11 protein-coding genes are annotated in these 15,608 nt (G+C 70.2%); 6 read left to right on the top strand and 5 right to left on the bottom strand.

Annotation, left to right across the window (positions count from 1 at the left end):
* Positions 1–11 precede the first annotated feature (11 nt).
* Entirely contained in the window at positions 12–1,019 is a 1,008-nt protein-coding gene (locus tag SPF06_RS05205; RefSeq protein WP_323277902.1) for a LacI family DNA-binding transcriptional regulator, read from the bottom strand.
* A 139-nt stretch (positions 1,020–1,158) separates the two neighbouring features.
* Here SPF06_RS05205 and SPF06_RS05200 point away from each other — a divergent pair, with 139 nt between their 5' ends.
* Both SPF06_RS05200 and SPF06_RS05195 read left to right on the top strand, forming a co-directional pair.
* Positions 1,159–2,259: a Gfo/Idh/MocA family oxidoreductase gene (locus SPF06_RS05200; protein WP_323277901.1), complete on the top strand. Its 1,101-nt coding sequence runs from the start codon at positions 1,159–1,161 to the stop codon at positions 2,257–2,259.
* The gene (locus SPF06_RS05195; RefSeq protein WP_323277900.1) at positions 2,256–3,023 is read left to right on the top strand and encodes a TIM barrel protein; all 768 of its coding nucleotides are present in this window, start codon (positions 2,256–2,258) and stop codon (positions 3,021–3,023) included. Before SPF06_RS05200 ends, SPF06_RS05195 begins: the two co-directional genes overlap by 4 nt.
* Positions 3,024–3,153: 130 nt before the next feature.
* Here the strand turns inward: SPF06_RS05195 and SPF06_RS05190 are convergent, their stop codons facing one another.
* Positions 3,154–4,149, bottom strand: a complete 996-nt coding sequence (locus SPF06_RS05190; protein ID WP_323277899.1) for a LacI family DNA-binding transcriptional regulator — start codon at positions 4,147–4,149, stop codon at positions 3,154–3,156.
* Between the two features lie 127 nt (positions 4,150–4,276).
* Here SPF06_RS05190 and SPF06_RS05185 point away from each other — a divergent pair, with 127 nt between their 5' ends.
* Both SPF06_RS05185 and SPF06_RS05180 read left to right on the top strand, forming a co-directional pair.
* Positions 4,277–5,314: a Gfo/Idh/MocA family oxidoreductase gene (locus SPF06_RS05185; RefSeq protein WP_323277898.1), complete on the top strand. Its 1,038-nt coding sequence runs from the start codon at positions 4,277–4,279 to the stop codon at positions 5,312–5,314.
* Between the two features lie 249 nt (positions 5,315–5,563).
* Positions 5,564–6,688 (top strand): LOG family protein, encoded by a 1,125-nt coding sequence (locus tag SPF06_RS05180; RefSeq protein WP_323277897.1) that lies wholly within the window; start codon positions 5,564–5,566, stop codon positions 6,686–6,688.
* A gap of 12 nt (positions 6,689–6,700) precedes the next feature.
* Here the strand turns inward: SPF06_RS05180 and SPF06_RS05175 are convergent, their stop codons facing one another.
* Entirely contained in the window at positions 6,701–7,822 is a 1,122-nt protein-coding gene (locus SPF06_RS05175) for a VIT1/CCC1 transporter family protein (protein ID WP_323277896.1), read from the bottom strand.
* Between the two features lie 219 nt (positions 7,823–8,041).
* Entirely contained in the window at positions 8,042–9,559 is a 1,518-nt protein-coding gene (locus tag SPF06_RS05170; protein ID WP_323277895.1) for a sodium:solute symporter family protein, read from the bottom strand.
* Positions 9,560–9,671: 112 nt separating this feature from the next.
* Here SPF06_RS05170 and SPF06_RS05165 point away from each other — a divergent pair, with 112 nt between their 5' ends.
* Positions 9,672–10,727, top strand: a complete 1,056-nt coding sequence (locus SPF06_RS05165; RefSeq protein WP_428985706.1) for a zinc-dependent alcohol dehydrogenase family protein — start codon at positions 9,672–9,674, stop codon at positions 10,725–10,727.
* Positions 10,728–10,780: 53 nt separating this feature from the next.
* Positions 10,781–11,356, top strand: coding sequence for a helix-turn-helix domain-containing protein (locus SPF06_RS05160; protein ID WP_323277894.1), 576 nt, complete (start codon positions 10,781–10,783; stop codon positions 11,354–11,356).
* 46 nt (positions 11,357–11,402) lie between these two features.
* On the opposite strand, the gene SPF06_RS05155 is transcribed toward SPF06_RS05160, so the two are convergent.
* The gene (locus SPF06_RS05155; RefSeq protein ID WP_323277893.1) at positions 11,403–15,593 is read right to left on the bottom strand and encodes a PKD domain-containing protein; all 4,191 of its coding nucleotides are present in this window, start codon (positions 15,591–15,593) and stop codon (positions 11,403–11,405) included.
* Positions 15,594–15,608: the final 15 nt, after the last annotated feature.

Below are 15,608 nucleotides of genomic sequence, written 5' to 3'. Positions count from 1 at the left end.
GGGCCTCCGGGCTAGCGCGCGACGGCGGGCGGCGGCGCTGTGCTCGACCTCACCGTGAGTGATGGAGCCACGAGCGCGTGGGTGTGCCGTCCGTCGAGCGCTTCTGCGGCCGCCCCGACCGCCGCGGCGGCGAGTGCGTCCGGATCCTGGCGCACGCTCGTGAGCTGCACGTGGGCGAGAGCGGCGAGCCGGGAATCGTCGTAGCCGACCACGGAGAGGTCCTCGGGGATCCGGATCCCACCCTCGCGGAGCCCGTGCATGAGGCCCACCGCGAGCGCGTCGTTGAACGCCACGACTGCGGTCAGCGGAGGGTGACCAAAGGGTGGCGTCTTCACGAGCGTCGCGATCAGGCCCGCTGCCGTCATGCCATCTGTCTCCGTCGACCCGCCCCGAAGGAAAGCGGGTGTCTCCCCGGCCTCGTTCATGAGGCGGTCGAAGGCGCCCGCTCGGGCGTCCGACCCGACCGCGGAGCCACCGTCGACATGGGCGATGTGCCGGTGCCCGAGCCGCCGAAGGTGTTCGACGGCAAGGCCGATCCCCGCCGCTTCGTCCGTGGCGACGCTGGCAAGCCGTGGCCGGTACTGCGGTTGGAGCACTGAGACGGCCGGAGCCGCAAGCTCCACAAGTTCCATGTCATCGGATTCGGGAGCGAGGACGATGATGGCCTCTGCGTTGAGGTCGAGGAGCGAGCGGATGGCCTCCTCCTCGGAGCGCCGCGGCCCCCGCGCGCTCAGCGTGATGTCGAATCCGGCCTTCGCGGCCGCCGGATACAGGGCCTCGACGATTTCGGCGTGGAACGCGCCGTCGAGCGCGAAGACGACGCCGAGGAGATGGCTGCGGGAGCTGCGCAGGAGGCGGGCGCGCGCGTCGGGACGGTAGCCGAGGCGGGCGGCGGCGGCGAGGACCCGCTCGCGCGTCGCGTCGCTCGCGCCCGGGGCATGGCGCATGACGATCGAGACCAGCGCGCGCGAGACCCCCGCCTCGGCGGCGACGTCCGCGAGCGTGGGGCGTTTTGCCATGTGGCCTCCCTTCGGGAATTGTTCCACCACTGTACTAGAACGATCTAGACACGACTGGCCGCGCCGTGCCAGACTGCTCATATCTCTCGGCCTAGAACGTTCTAGGCTCGTGCCCGAGCTTCTCTCGAGAGGACCTCCCATGACTTATCTCCCCGTAACCTCGGCCCGGCCAGAGGCGGTCCGCGTCGGCCTCATCGGCGCCGGCTGGATGGGCGCGTTCCACGCCCGTAGCCTCTCGCTCCGCATCCCGGGCGCGGACCTCGTCGCGATCGCCGACCCCGCAATCGAGGCCGCGCAGTCCCTCGCCGCCGAGCTCGGCGTCGCCAGGGTGACCCCGGACCCCGCCGACCTGTTCGCGGATCCCGAGATCGACGCCGTCGTCATCGCCGGGCCCGCGCGCTTCCACGCCCAGCTCTCGATCGACGCCGCGCGCGCCGGCAAGCACGTGTTCTGCGAGAAGCCGGGCGCGGTGAACCTCGACGAGCTCGGGCGCGTCGAGGATGCCGTCGCGGCCGCGGGCGTGCACTGGCAGATCGGCTTCAACCGCCGCTACGCCGCCGACTTCCTCGCGGCCCGCCGCGACGTCGCGTCCGGCGCGGTCGGGACGCCGCAGCTCCTCCGCTCGCTCACACGCGACCCGGGCAGCGGCAGCATCCCGCACGCGGCGCGCGTCCCGCGGGGGACGATCTTCCTCGAGACCCTCATCCACGACTTCGACGCGCTCAACTGGTACAACTCCGCCGCCGAGCCCGTGAGCGTCCACGTCACGGCGGACGCCCTCGTCGAGCCGGGCTTCAAGGGGGCGGGCTTCCTCGACACCGCCGTCGTGACCGTCCGCTACTCCAACGGCGCGATCGCCGTCGCCGAGGCCCACTTCTCCGCGCTCTACGGCTACGACGTGCGCGGCGAGGTGTTCGGCTCCGCCGGGATGGTCCAGGCTGGGCGGGCGACGGCTACTGCCGCGGTCCGGTACGGGGCCACAGGGCTCTCGGCCGAGACGCCGCGCCTCAACATCGAACTCTTCGCCGACGCCTACACCGCTGAACTCGCCGACTTCGCCGAGCATGTCCGAGCGCGCCGAGACGGCGCCGCAGCCCCCGACCATGGCGTGCCGCTCACGCCGGGACTCCTGGACGCGCGGCGCGCGCTCGCCGTCGCCCTCGCGTGCATCGAGTCCGCCCAGACCGGCCTCCCGGCCGCCGTCGCTGGTTCGTCTGCAGGGGCGGAGGCCCGCGCATGAGGCTCGCGGTGTGCGCCGAGATGGTCTTCACCGACCTGCCCTTCATCGAGCGGGTGCGCCGCATCCATGAGGCGGGGTTCGACGTCGAGCTCTGGGACTCGCGCACCAAGGACGTCGCCGAGCTTCGCGCGACGGGCGCGCGGTTCTCGTCGATGACCGGCTACTCGGCGGGTTCGCTAGTCGAGCCGGACACGGCTGAACTCGTGGTGAGCACCGCCGAGGCGCTCATCCCCACGGCACTCGAGCTCGGCGTCGAACGCCTCGTCGTGCACCCGGCCGAGCTCGTCGACGGCCAGGCGGCACGCCCGCACTGGCGCGCCGACGGCACGATGTGGCTCACGGCCGCGCGGGCGCTCGAGCGGCTCGGCGAGCTCGGCGCCCGCCACGGGCTCACGTTCTGCCTCGAGAACCTCAACACGATCCTCGACCACCCCGGCATCCCGCTCGCCCGGGCGAAGGACACGCTCGCGCTCGTGCGCGCCGTCGGCCACCCGAATGTGCGGCTCATGCTGGACCTGTACCACGCGCAGCTCGGGGAGGGGAACCTTATCGAGCTCGTGCGCGACGCGCTTCCGTGGGTGGGGGAGATCCAGGTGGCCGACGTCCCGGGGCGCCGCGAGCCCGGCACGGGCGAGATCAACTACGCCGCCGTGCATCGGGCGCTCGCCGACGCCGGATACGAGGGGACCGTAGGTCTCGAGGCCTACGCATCCGGGGACTCGGACTCCGCGCTCACGGCCTTCCGGGCGGCCTTCGGCGGCTGAGGGTTACATTCGCCACAACTCACGGCCCGGAACGGGGCAAACGGTCCCCCAAGAGCCGCGAGTTGTGGCGCTGCGAACCAATTCGGGCTCGGCGGGCCGAGATTGAGCCGCCCAAGGTGGACAGGCGCGATCAGCGGGCGGCGGGCGGCGGCGCGGTGCTGCTGCGCGCCTTGAGCTCCGGGGCGAGAAGCACGGCCACCCCGGCGCCTGCTGCACCCGCGATCTGATCCGCGAGGAGCTGGGCGGCGACGCGTCCGGCCTCGCCGCTTGCGTTGTCGACGCTCGTGAGGCCGACGGCGCGCAGGCGGGCGGTGGGGGTGTCGTCGTAGCCCGCGAGGGAGACATCGGCGGGAACCGAGAGGCCGAGGTCCCCTGCGGCCGAGAGGACCCCGAGCGCGGCCATGTCGTTGACGGCGAACACCGCCGTGGGCCGGTCGGTCTCGGCCAACAGTGCCCGACCCGCGCGGTACCCCGCCTCCTCGGTGAGGCCCGCGCCGACCGTACGGTGTTCGAGCCCGAGTCGCCGGGACTCGTCCTCGAAGCCGACCCGCCGCGCGTCGCCCACAGCCGTGCCAGGCGCGCCGAGGTGAGCCACTCGGCGGTGGCCCAACGCCGCGAGGTGCCGGACCACGCGGCGGGCGCCCTCGGCGTCGTCGTTGGTCACGACCGCCGCCCCCGGAGCCTGGGCCTGGGGCGACCCGACCTGAACAACGGGAGCCGCGATGCCTGTGAGGGCCGCCTCGGCGCCGTCGAGCGTTCCGACGAGGACGATCCCCTCGACGCGCAGCTCGAGGAAGCGCTCGACGAGCGGGGCGCCCTCGAGCCGCCAGTCTCCGAGCAGCGGCCGCAGTCCCGCGCTGTGCAGCCCGTCGGAGAGGCCCTCGACGGCGGGGACGAACCACGGGTTCCGGAGGTCGTCGAGGATGAGGCCCACGATCCCGCTGCGCCGGGCGCCGAGCGCGCGGGCCGCGGCGTTCGGCCGGTAGCCGAGCTCGGCGGCCGCATCGAGGACGGCGCGGCGCTTGGCCTCGTTCACGTAGCCGGTGCCGCGGAGCGCGAGGGACGCGGCCGACTTCGAGACGCCCGCGAGCGCGGCGACGTCGAGAATCGTCACGGGTTTCGCCACGGCCCCTCCTTCGGCTCTTTGTCAGGACAAAGCTTGACCGTCAGCTCCTCCCCGGGGATACTCTAGAGGAAAACCTTGGAACGTTCCCACATTTCCGGGAATCTTCCGACACGAAGGAGTGCCCCCCATGAAGCAAGTGACCCTCGGCCTGGTCGGCGTCGGCCGCATCGGCGTCATGCATGCCCGCAACATCGCGGCCCTCCGCGCCCAGTTCGCGGCCCGCGGCGTCGACCTCCAGCTCAAGCTCACAGACGTCGCGGAGCAGCATGCGGGCAATGTCGCGGCCGAGGTCGGCGCCGAGTTCGTGCGGGGCGGTGCGGCGCTGCTCATCGGTTCGGGCGTGGACGCGCTCGTGGTCGCGACCGGCACGCCGACCCACCCCGAGCTCATCCGTACGGGCGTCGACGCTGGTATCCCCGTCTTCTGCGAGAAGCCCGTCGCGGGCTCAGTCGCGGATTCGCTGCCTGTGCTCGAGTACATCGCGGAGCGCGGCGGCGTCGTGCAGATCGGCCACCAGCGCCGCTTCGACGCCGGGTACCTCGAGGCCAAGCGGCGCTTCGACGCCGGGGAGATCGGCTGGATCCACTCGCTCCGCGCCATGACGGGGGACATGTTCCCGCCGTCGGTCGAGTTCATCGCGACGTCCGGTGGCCTGTTCCGCGACTGCTCCGTGCACGACTTCGACATCCTCCGCTGGCTCACGGGGCGCGAGATCGTCGAGGTCTATGCGCGCGGCTCGAACAACGGCGACCCCGCGATCGGCGAGGTCGGCGACGTCGACACCGCGCTCGCCGTCGTGACGTTCGACGACGGAACGGTCGGCACCGTCTCCGCGACCCGGTACAACGGGGCTGGGCACGACGTGCGGCTCGAGATCCAGGGCTCGAAGTCCTCGGTCATGGTGGGGCTCGACGACAAGACGGCGCTGCGCTCGACCGAGCCCGGCGTTGCGTTCCCGGCCGGGGAGACGCACAAGACGTTCGCCGAACGGTTCGACGCCGCCTACCGGGCCGAGCTCGCGGCGTTCGTCGAGCTCGTGCTCGGCGAGCGGGAGAACCCGTGCACGCCTGCCGACGCGGTTGCCGCCTCGCGCGTCGCCGATGCGGCACAGGAATCGCTGGAGACGGGCCGGCCCGTTCGCGTCGAGGTCGCCGCGCGGGCCTGAGGCTCGCCGGGTTCCCCGCCGTCTTCCCCAGTTTTTCGGGGAGCACCTGCGGTGGCCCTGCACCAACATCCGCGGGATTGCGCGGAAGTGGGGTCCCGCGGTCGGGGAATGCCGGGGAGATTGGCTGAAAGACTGGGGAGTTTGTCCGCAGGCCTCGGGCGACCGCGGGAGCCGGGCGTGCGGCGCGGCGCACGGCGGCCTGCACGAATTCATCGGGGATTCCCTCGGAAGCCCGACTAATCTGTCCCCATGAATGCGACGCCCGCGCTTGGTCCCATGCCGCGGACGCTCGAGGTCGAATCACTCGAGCGCTTCGATGGACTGGTGGCCTCGGGTGCTCGCCGCATGGCCGGCTGGCAGCTCCAGTCCATCGACTTCACGGGCAGGTCGGCCCAGCTCAAGGCCATGGATCCGATGGGGGCGATGTTCCTGGGCTGCGCGCTCCAGCCGGGCATGGAGGACTCGCTCCGTGCGCGCGGCGCGCTCGTGTTCCCCGCTCTGCCCGGGCTTCCGTTCGACCCGTACCGGCCCTCGCTCTACACGGGCCCTGAGCTGTACCGCGGCGTCGAACTCGAACCGTACGAGCAGACCCCCGACGCCCGGATCTACGCGTGGACGCGCCGCCAGGGGCGAGAGGGGGTCGAGGGCGCACTGTCCGCGGCGCTCCACGACCACCACATCGGCGAATCGCTCCTCGACGCGCTGTCGGGACCCTTCGCAGGCCGCAAGATCGTGGGCGTCATGGGCGGCCATGCGGGCGCGCGGGGGAGCAGGACGTACGACGACGCCGCCCGCCTCGGGCGCGGGCTCGCTGCGGCAGGGTTCGTGGTCGCCACGGGCGGTGGGCCCGGTGCGATGGAGGCCGCCAACCTCGGCGCCTATCTCTCGGCGAGCCCCGCCGAAGCCCTCGACGACGCGCTGCGGCGCCTCGCCGTCGTCCCTCGCTTCCGGCCGTCGGTGAGCGCGTGGGCGCGCGCCGCGCTCGCGGTCCTCGGGTTGAACCCGGGTGGGACGCCGAGCCTCGGGATCCCCACATGGTTCTATGGCCACGAGCCGCCGAACCTGTTCGCGACGCACATCGCGAAATACTTCGCCAACGCCGTGCGCGAGGCGGTGCTGCTCGAGAAGAGCACCGGGGGCGTCGTGTTCCTCCCGGGAGCCGCGGGCACCGTTCAGGAGGTGTTCCAGGACGCGTGCGAGAACTATTACGGGACGCCCGAGACCATCACGCCCATGGTGCTCGTGGGGCGACGGTATTGGACCGAGGAGCTTCCCGCGTGGCCGCTCCTGGCGAGCCTTGCGCGCGAGCGTGGGATGGCGGATCGGCTGCACCTCGTGGATGCGGTGGACGAGGCGGTCGCGGCCCTCGCTTAGGCCGCGGCCCCGCTAGCCGACGGTCGCGCCGAACGCCCACCCGAGCACGTAGGTGACGGCGGCCGCGCCGAAGCCGATGAGCAGCTGCCGCAGCGCGCGCCACAGCGGCGAAGCGCCCGCGAGCAGGCCCACGATCGCGCCCGTCCCGAGGAGCACGAGCCCCACGAGCACGGCCGCGACGACGAGCGCCGGGACGCCCACCATGCCGAACAGGAACGGGAGGATCGGCACGACCGCGCCCGACGCGAAGAAGCAGAAGCTGCTCACAGAGGCCTGCCACGCCGAGCCGATCGCCTCGTGCTCGTCCTCGTCGGAGGCCTTCTCGGGGTGCAGCGAGAGGCTCGGGTCGCAGTCGCATGTGAAGTAGCCGAGCCGCTCCGCCGCCCGGTGCTCGGCGGCCTCCTGGCTCATGCCGCGCGCCTTGTACACGAGCACGAGCTCGTTGTGGTCGAGGTCGAGCGCGGGTGCCGCCGAGAGCGTCACCTGAGTCGGGCGTGAGGCGGAGAGGAGCTCGCGCTGCGACCGGACCGAGATGTACTCGCCCGCGCCCATCGAGAGCGCACCCGCGAGGAGCCCCGCGACGCCCGAAAGCAGCACGACATGCGCCGACACGCCGGACGCCGCCATGCCCGTCACGAGCGAGAGATTGCTCACGAGGCCGTCGTTCGCGCCGAACACGGCGGCGCGGAATGAGCCCGAGAGGCGTGTGCGGCCGCGGATCGCGAGCCCGCGCACCACTTCTTCGTGGATGCGCTCGTCGGCGGCCATGGCCGGCGTCGCGAAGGGATCCGTCGAGTACGGCGAGCGGCTCTCGGCGCGTTGGGCCATCGCGAGCACGAACACGGAGCCGAAGTGCCGCGCGAGGAAGCCGAGGAGCTGGCTGCGGAGGGATGCCGGACGCGGCTTGCCGAGTTGGTCGCCGAGGAGCGCCGTCCAATGCGCTTCGTGCCGGCCCTCGGCCTCGGCGAGCCCGAGGAGGATCGACCGCTCTTCGCCCTCGCGCCGCTCGGCGAGGGCGCGGTAGATGCCGGCCTCGGCCTTCTCGTCGGCGAGGTACTGACGCCACCGCCGGTAGTCGGCTGCGGTGGGCTGGGGACGCGGTTGCGCGGGCTGGCTGTCCAGGGGCTTCGGCATGGTTCTCCTGCGTGCGGGTGGGAACGGTCCGGGCGCCTTTGCCCACAGCACTCTAGCCCCGAATTGCGCGGATTTTCGGCCGGTCCACCCCCGCTTGAGAGTTCGGCCCGCCTGAATTTCGCCCGCCCGGGGAACGACGACGGCGAGCGGACCCGCGTGGGCCGCTCGCCGTCGTCGTACCTTGCTTTCCGGGGCTTTCCCGGCTCGGGTGATCCCGGATCAGGCGACGGTCGCCGTCTCCCGCGCGTCGTCCAGTCCCGCGACGCGGCGCTCCCACGCCCGCATCACGCCCTCATCCGTGCGGGGCGTGCGGAGGGAGACCGCCACGTAGGAGACCGCGGAGGTGATGAGCCCGTAGTAGATCGGCTCGTTCGCGTAGATGCCGTCGAGCGGGACGGCAGCGTGGATCTCGAGCCACGTCATGGTGCCGAGCGTCACGATCGAGCCGACTGCCATCGAGACCGCCGCGCCCAGCCCCGTGCCGCGCTTCCACACGAGGCCGCCGAGGATCGCGACGAGGAGGCCGCCAACGAGGATGTCGTACGCGATGGTGAGCGCTGCGACGACGTCCTTGACGAGGATCGCGATCACGATGGCCGCGACGCCGAGGCCGAGGACCCAGAGCCGGTTCTCGCGCACGTCTTCCTCGGGATTGCGATCGTGCTCGATCGCGACCTTCCGGCCGAACCAGCCCGCGACGAACGGCACGACGTCGGTGCGCGCGACCGTTGCCGCGGCGATGAGCGCCCCGGACGCCGTCGACATCATCGCGGCGACGGCCGCCGCGAGGACGAGGCCGCCGATGACGAGGGGGAGCACATGGGTGGCGACCTCGGCGTAGACGACGTCCTTGCCGAGGCTCTTGACGTCGATGTTCGGGAGCGCGACGCGCGCCGCCATCCCGATGACTGCGCCCGCGAGGCCGTAGAGCACGCAGTAGATCCCCGCCGTCGTCCCGCCCCAGCGGGCCACGCCTGGCGTCTTCGCCGTGAACACACGCTGCCAGATGTCCTGCCCGATAAGGAGGCCGAGCGTGTAGACGACGAAGTACGTCACGATCGTCTCGACGCCGATGCCGTCCCACTGGAAGAACGCCGCGTCGAGGCGCGAGCGGATCCCGTCGAAGCCGCCGGCGGCGTTGAGGACGAATGGGAGCATGAGGAAGAAGACGCCGACCGTCTTGATGACGAACTGGACCTGGTCCGCGAGGGTGATGGACCACATGCCGCCCACGGTCGAGTAGATGAGCACGATGGCGCCGCCGACGGCGATCGCGATCCAGCGCTCCCAGCCGAACAGGACGACGAAGATCGTCGCGTAGGCCGTCGTCGACGTCGCGCACAGCATGAGCGTGTAGGCGAGCATGATGATGCCCGAGGTCTGGGTCGAGCGGGTGCCGTAGCGGAGCGTGAGCATCTGCGCGACGGTGTAGATGCGCAGGCGCTGGATCATGCCGGCGAAGAGGAGGCTCAGGAGCAGGACGCCCGAGCCGATCGCGACCACGAGCCACATGCCCGAGATGCCGAACTTGTAGCCGAGGCCGACGCCGCCGACCGTCGACGCGCCGCCGAGGACGACGGCGGCCATCGTGCCGGTGTACAGGAGGGGGCCGAGGCGACGGCCCGCCACGAGGTAGTCGCTGTTGTTCTTGGTGCGGCTCTTGCCCCACCATCCGAAGGCCAGCATCGCCGCCAGATAGACGATGACAATGGCCGAGTTGATCGCGCTTGCGTCCATATCGGTCTCTCGGTGTTTGGGAGGGGGATTCCTGTGGTGCAACAGGTGTTGTCCAGTAGACTAAATGTGATCGGGCCAACAGGTCAAAGATGACGTCTGCGGGGGTCGTGGCATGGGCGATGAGCTACCTCGGACGATGCGCGCGTGGGAGGCGACTCCCGGCGGGCCCGGACGCATCCGCTTCGGTGAGCGGGCCGTGCCGGAACCGGCCCCGGGCGAGGTCCTCGTGCGCATCGAGGCGTGCGGCGTGTGCCGCACCGACCTCCACGTCACGGAGGGCGATCTGCCAGAGCACAGGGCCCGCGTCATCCCAGGGCATGAGGCCGTGGGCCGCGTGGCCGCGCTCGGCCCGGGAACCGGGCGGTTCGGTCTTGGCGAGAGAGTGGGGATCGCGTGGCTCCGGGCCACGTGCGGCGAATGCCGATGGTGCCGCTCGGGCCGTGAGAACCTGTGCCCCGACGCGCGGTTCACGGGATGGGACGTCGACGGCGGCTACGCGGAGTTCGCGACCGTCCCTGCTGCGTATGCCTACCGTCTGCCCGAGGGCATCCCGGACGAGCAGGCCGCCCCGCTCCTCTGCGCGGGGATCATCGGATACCGGGCGCTGCGGCGGGCCGAGCTTCCGCCCGGCGGCCGCCTCGGCATCTATGGCTTCGGGGCGAGCGCGCACCTCACGGCTCAGATCGCCATCGCCCAGGGTGCCGAGGTCCATGTGATGACGCGGGGGGAAGGCGCGCAGCGGCTCGCTCTCGAACTTGGCGCGGCGTCAGCCGAGGCCGCCGACGCGATGCCGCCGGTCCCGCTCGACGCGTCGATCCTGTTCGCGCCCGCAGGGGACCTCGTCCCCGCCGCGCTCGCGGGCCTCGATCAGGGAGGGAGCCTCGTCGTCGCCGGAATCCACCTGAGCGACATCCCGGCCCTGAACTACGAGAAGCATCTGTTCCGTGAGCGCCGCCTGACGTCGGTGACCGCCAACACGAGGCAGGACGGCGAGGAGCTTTTTCGCCTCGCGGCGAGGCTCGGCCTCAGCGGGACCGTGACGTCGTATCCGTTCGAGGCCGCGGATCAGGCGCTCGAGGACCTTGCCCGTGGTGCTTTCAGCGGCGTGGCGGTGCTGCGGATGAGTGATTCCCCTCGGGCATCGGATGTTGCCGTAAACTCGATGTGATGTAGCCGACAGGTCAACAGCCGTTGACCTGCGCCATTCGAGAGAGGCGGCCTATGAAAGCCCTGCCGGTCGAGCCGAGCAACGTATCTGTCGCGATCGGCTCGCGGATCCGGGCCGCCCGCGAATCACAGCGGATGACCATCGAGCAGGTCGCGGAGGCGGCGGGGCTGTCGAAGGGCTTTCTCAGCCGGGTCGAGCGAGACGAGTCATCGCCGAGCGTCGCATCCCTCGTGACGCTGTGCCAAGTCCTCTCGCTGCCCATCGGCGATCTCTTCGCGACGCCCGAGACCCACCTCACGCGTGGACCAGAGGCGCCGCGCATCTCGCTGGGCGGGAAGGGCATTGTCGAGCGACTCCTCACGGCGCGGTCCGAGCGGAGGCTCCAGATCATCCAGGCCGAGATCGAGCCGCGCGGAGCGGGGGAGTCCGAGCTGTACGCCGTCGACTGCGACGTGGACGTGCTCCACGTGGTGCGCGGAAGCCTCCAGCTCATCATGACGAACGACCGCTACGACCTCTCGGCCGGGGACACCCTCACCTTCCCGGGCCGCGAGCCGCACACCTGGGTCAATCCGTCCGACGAGCCCGCGACCGTCCTCTGGGTCCTCGTCCCCGCCGCGAGCCGGTAGAACGACGCTTACGGAGCAGTCGACGGGGGTGCCCGGGTCTGGCCTCCTAGAAGCGGGTCGCCGTCCCGGCGCCGGATAGGTTGCTTCCGAGCGGAACTCCGCTCGTGTCCGTCGCGATGCCGGATTGGCCACTCGCTGTCCCCTGGTAGGAGGGAATGCCGGCGACGACCCCCGTGGCGGGAGTACCGCTCTTCAAGGCTCCGAGGGTGATCGTGAGCGTCTTGGCGTCTGCGCTCAGCGAGACCGAGGACACTGGGAGCTTGCCGCTCCCCTTGAAGATGAGGTTTCCACCGCTGCCCGTGGTGTAGTTGGCACCCAGGCTGACGGTGCCGAAGTTGCTCGTCGTGCAACCCGTCGAGACCGTCAAGGCGTCATACGGCGCAGAGCTGTTGCGGCCGATCTGCACGCCGACGCTGCCGCCGCTCTGGGTCCACGGTCCCGCGGCACTCGTCCAGTTGCTGCAGAACGAGCTCGGGCTCATCGGCTCGTTGAACACCACCACGACCTTGTCATTGGTGTCTGCTGAGCCAGCCGTTCCGCCGTTCTGGAGCGTGACGGACACGACCCTCGGCCCGATGCGGCTCGACGCCGTCGTCACCGTGCTGACGTTGCCATAGACGTCGGTGGCCTGAGCTGTGAACGTGACCGCGCCAGAGTTGAAGGTGGTCAGGTTCAGTGTCGCGGACCAGTTTCCCGAACCGTTCGCAATGACGGTGGCCGAGAGGCTGTGATTCGCGGAATCAGTGGCGGTGAGAGCCACGGTTGCCCCGGGATCGGAAGACCCGGCGAGTGGCACGGCGTTCACCGTGTCACTGGTGATCTGGGACTGCAGGTTCGTGAACTGCGGTGCCAGTGCGGTCGTCTTCTTCGTTCCGGCCTGCTTCGCGGTCGCACCGGTGTTGCCAGCGGCGTCGGTCGCAGCGGCCGTGTAGGTGAGCTGGCCGTCGTTCAGGCTCGTCAAGTTCAGTCCTGGGATAGACCAGTTCCCGGTTCCGTCTGAGGTGGCACCGGCCGTGACGGTGTGAACGGCACCGACATCCGCGATCGTGAGGGAGACGGTCGCGCCAGCCTCGGCGGTTCCGCTGACCGTGACGGATGTGACGGTCGCGCCATTGACGGCAGCAGGGACCGTCAGCGTCGGCGCGGCAGGCGCCAGGGTGTCCTTGGAGGCGGTCGCCGTCGTCGCCGGGCTGACGCCGATGCTGTTGGCCGCAGTCGCCGTGAAGGTCACGGTGCCGTCGCTGAGGCTCGAGAGGTTGAGCGTTGGAAGGGACCACGTTCCGGTCAAGCCGGCCGTGGCCGTTCCGCTCACGCTGTTGCCCGCGCCGTCGGACGCCGAGACACTCACGGTGCTCGCCGCCTCGGCTGTACCAGAGATTGGCACGCCGGCCACGTTGGCGAGGTTGACGACAGACGGCGCGTTCAAAGTGGGCTGACCGGGAGGCTGCGTCGGCGTCGGAAGGACCGTAATGGTCGAGCTGGCCGAGCTCGAAGCGGTGGCGTTGGTGGCGGCCAGGGTCGCGGTGTAGGTCCCCGAGGTTGCGTACGTGTAGGTCGGGTTCTGCGCCGTGGACGTGCCGCCATCACCGAAGTCCCAGGACCACGAGGTCGGCAACCCCGTGGAGGTGTCGGTGAAGCTGACATTCAAGGGAGCGACCCCCCATGTGGGCGAGGCCGTGAAGGAAGCAACGGGCGGGGCCGGGTTGACCGTGATGGTCGAGCTGGCCGAGCTCGAGCCGACGGCGTTGGTAGCCGTGAGGGTCGCAGTGTAGGTGCCCGCGGCGGAATATGTGTGGGCCGGCTTCTGCAGTGTGGACGTGCCGCCGTCGCCGAAGGTCCAAGACCACGACGTCGGCCCGCCCGTGGAGGTGTCGCTGAAGGTGACATTCAGCGGAACAGTGCCCGAGGTGGGCGAGGCGGTGAACGAGGCAACGGGCGCGGTCGGCGGCGATGCCGGGCGCAGCGCGGTACGCCACGCTCCGAGCGCACGGGCCGTGTTCAGGGTCCATGTGGCAGTTCCGCTCGCTCCGGCCGTTACCTGCGTCGCGTCGGCGAACTCGGCGATCTGGCCTCCGGCGGCTTCCCACGGTTCAACCCATCCGCTAGGCGGCGTGACACCGGGAACCACGGAGTCAAGACCGACGCCGCCGATCAGCAGGGCGCCGTTGGTGGCCGTGGTGAGGCTCGGGAGAGTGATGCTCGTTGCGGAGTAGGTGGTGTCGACGGCGGTCGTGACGCCCGTGTCCAAGGGAGTCGTCGTGTTGACACCGCGGAAGGCGGTGATCCCGCCGCCCCACCTCACTGAGCTGCTCAGATTCCACGTATAGCTGGACGGTTCGGAGCTTCCCGCGACGTAGTAGTACGTGAAGATCCGGGCGCCCCCCGTCGAAGAGGCGTTGATGCCCAAGCCGTTGACCATCGCCGTCCAGCCCGCCGGCACCGAGGCCACAGATGGATTCTGATCGACCGTGATCGAGGCGACCAGGACGTCTCCGGCTGCGACGCCGGACGGAGCCGTGAGCGTCACAGAACTCGCCGCGGTGGAAGCATAGGTGGTCGTCGAAGCGACCGTGGTGATCCCTGTGGCCGTGACCGTGATGGTCGTGCTGGCGGAGCTCGACCCGACGGCGTTCGAGGCGGTCAGGGTTGCCGTATAGGTTCCGGGAGCGGTGTACGTGTAGGTCGGGCTCGGCGCGGTGGACGTGCCGCCGTCGCCGAAGGCCCAGGACCAGGACGACGGCGAGCCCGTGGAGGTGTCGGTGAAGCTGACGTTCAGGGGAGCAACACCCGAGATGGGGGTAGCCGCGAACGAGGCCACAGGCGCGGCGGACGGTGGGACGATCTTCTCGTCGGCGAACCAGTAGCGCTTGGCCACGTTGTCGCTGGCCAGGGCCACGATGCCGGTGCTCGAGTTCACGGTCTGCTTGGTCGTGGTGACGTCGTTCATGTTGGCCGAGGACCCATCCTGGATGACAGGAGTGCCGCGCCCGGAGCCGAAGACGGGATTGTCCATCGAGGCGGTCTTCTCGTAGATGCTCCCGGCGACGCCCGAGAACGGGCAGCCGGTCACTGACGTCGAGGGTGCCGTCTGGAATTCGTGGATGAGGTTGTTCGTGGTGTCCAGGACGATCTGCGGGCGGGTCACGCAGTCGCCCGTCGTGGAGATCACCGAACTCGTGAAAGCGCCCGTGCCGGGCCTGAACACCAGGAGCAGTAGCTGCGGCAGGGTCGGGTCAGTGGAGGTGTCGTTCAGGCTTGTCTTCACCGCGGCGAACACCCTGCCGCTGCTGTCGGCCACGAGCTGCTTGACGTCCAGGTGGTCATCGGCCATGGCTTGGCCGGTTTGTCCCTTGAGCGCAGGCTGGAAGTTCCACGACGACGAGGCCGTGGGATTCGTCCCGTCCGTGCGCCAGGCCCACCACACCGTTCCCGCGAGCTGGTCGCTCCACATCACCCCGAGCTTATTGCTGCCGAAGGCGACGACCGCAGAGATGTCATCGGGCGAGGGATTCGGATTGGAGACCGGCAGCACGAAGGGCGTGGCCCAGCCCCCTCCGCCAGGTGCGGAGTAGTTCACGTATACCGTGTTGGTGAAACCATTGGTCGAGTTCCCGGACACCTGGGTCCACGTGGCCCAGATCGCCCCCGTGGAGTCCTCGTCGATGGTCATCGACTCGCTGCTGTTGTTGTTGATCGTCGCGGGGAAGCCGCCATCCAAGGTGTAGGTGCCATTCGAGTAGCTGTAGCGGTACAGCTTGGCCGGCTGCCCCGAGATGGACGCGACGGGCGTCTCGTTCGTGGAGACGGTCACCACGTGCGAGGCGATGAAGAGGTGGGATCCATCCCACAGGACATCCGCGAGGGTATTTCCGCGGCTGTCGTTCACTACCCCGGTGTCCACCCAGGACTCCGTGCCGCGGTCCAGCCGGTAGATGTGCCATCCGGTGCCCGCCCACATGTCCGCCCACCACGAGCCGTCGTTCCACCACAGCTTGCTCTGCGGCTTGTCCGAAGTCGGCGGATTGCTGACGCCGGAATACGTGAAGCTGGGTATGCCATACGTGGTCGCAGCCTGGGCAATGCCCGCAACGGCGATGAGGCCGCCCCACGCCACGAGGCACACGACGAGCAACTGGCTGGTCCAGCGAGAGAGCCTGGTCACGACGCGCACCGACGGTTCGTCGGCCGACGACGAGATCGGGTCCATGCGTGCAGAGTGGCGGGGTGCGTCGCCCATGTCTCCCCCTCGCTG

This window comes from Sinomonas terricola, from assembly GCF_034931225.1.
In the GTDB taxonomy this organism is placed as follows: domain Bacteria; phylum Actinomycetota; class Actinomycetes; order Actinomycetales; family Micrococcaceae; genus Sinomonas; species Sinomonas terricola.
This window is presented reverse-complemented; position numbering and strand designations above follow the sequence as displayed.